Origin of the sequence: Methanoregula sp., assembly GCF_002835825.1 — an archaeon.
Taxonomy (GTDB): domain Archaea; phylum Halobacteriota; class Methanomicrobia; order Methanomicrobiales; family Methanospirillaceae; genus Methanoregula.
The window spans coordinates 1-1212 of the sequence record NZ_PIZH01000626.1 but is presented as its reverse complement, the minus strand read 5'-3'; the positions used below and the strand labels follow the sequence as shown (position 1 = coordinate 1212).

The window sequence follows — 1212 nt, the reverse complement described above, 5'->3', positions numbered from 1 at the left end:
TGTTGATCTCGTACGATAACGGCCTGCAGTCAGTCTCGAAGGTCAAGAAATCAAATGGCGGTGATGGAGAGAGCGCCTCTGTTGGTGACTATAAGATCGTCACCTATCTGAACCACGAGATGGGGATTGGGACTCTTGTGCAGGTTGAATCAGATACGGTAACCGGTACGATGCGGGTAGTGACATACTCGCACAAGATCTCCGACAATGACTTCTCAACCGAAATCGTGGTGGTTGCCGCATGACGATTGCTGAACAGATAGTCAGCCTGATCAACCAGAAACTGGCGGGCATCAATACGGTGGATATCGGCACCGTGACCAAGGTGTACGATAACTACATGCGGGTCGATGTCCGGCTGAAATGTTCTGTCAACGGCACCGAGACGCTGCTGCAGAACGTGCCGTTCATGTCCCTGCGGTTCGGGGATTCGGAAATCATCGTCCTTCCCGATGTAGGTCAACCGGTGCTGGTGGCGTATACGAAATTCGAGCGGAGCAAACAGCTGGAGGGCGACGGCGTTGCACCGGTCAACCCGCGATCGCGGTTCCAGCTCAGCAACGCTGTTGTTCTGGGTAGCATCCACCTACGGTCTGACGGAATCCCGGAGGACTTATCCGCTCCTGGCGATATCGGGATCTTCCATAAGTCCGGCTCCTGCATCCTGTTCAAGAGCGACGGTAAGATTGAGATCCGGACAACGCAACTGGACATCAACTCCCTGTAAGGTGTATGTATCATGGCACTGCTGGTGATTGTTGAAGGCGATCGTGAACCGTGGCTGGACTGCCCGTCCCCGCACAACGGGGGCGGGATGGGGACAATCGGTCCATCTACCGCAAACACGTTTGTCAGGATTGATGGCAACCCCGTCATCGTGAAAGGGCAATCTTACCAAGGCCCCGACGGCTGCGGAGGCGCTGCCGGTACCAGTGCGGGATCAATTACCCGAATCAACGAGACGAACGTTGTCCGGGCAGGTGACGCAGGAACAAACGGTTGCCACGCACTCATGGGAGCTCAGGCCGTGGTACAGAGTTTCGTATTTTCCGATTGACCTTTCTTTATCTCGCATCGTCCTGATTATCCTGCATGGATTACGGCACGACGCTGAAGGTCACCAACGGCGATTTGGCCTTGTCATCTCTCAATGGCCTGCAGATGGTAACCGGGATAGATAAGGTCCGGCAGGATCTGGCGATCATCTTCCAG

Annotated in this window: 3 protein-coding genes; all 3 read left to right on the top strand. The window is 54.9% G+C overall.

What is annotated here, in order from left to right; translation table 11 throughout:
* Positions 1-245, top strand: a 245-nt coding sequence (locus CW742_RS13940; protein WP_292421418.1) for a hypothetical protein, incomplete at its 5' end; no start/stop codon positions are given.
* Entirely contained in the window at positions 242-727 is a 486-nt protein-coding gene (locus tag CW742_RS13935; protein ID WP_292421416.1) for a hypothetical protein, read from the top strand. The genes CW742_RS13940 and CW742_RS13935, both read left to right, overlap by 4 nt.
* A gap of 12 nt (positions 728-739) precedes the next feature.
* Positions 740-1057: a hypothetical protein gene (locus CW742_RS13930; RefSeq protein ID WP_292421414.1), complete on the top strand. Its 318-nt coding sequence runs from the start codon at positions 740-742 to the stop codon at positions 1055-1057.
* Positions 1058-1212 lie beyond the last annotated feature (155 nt).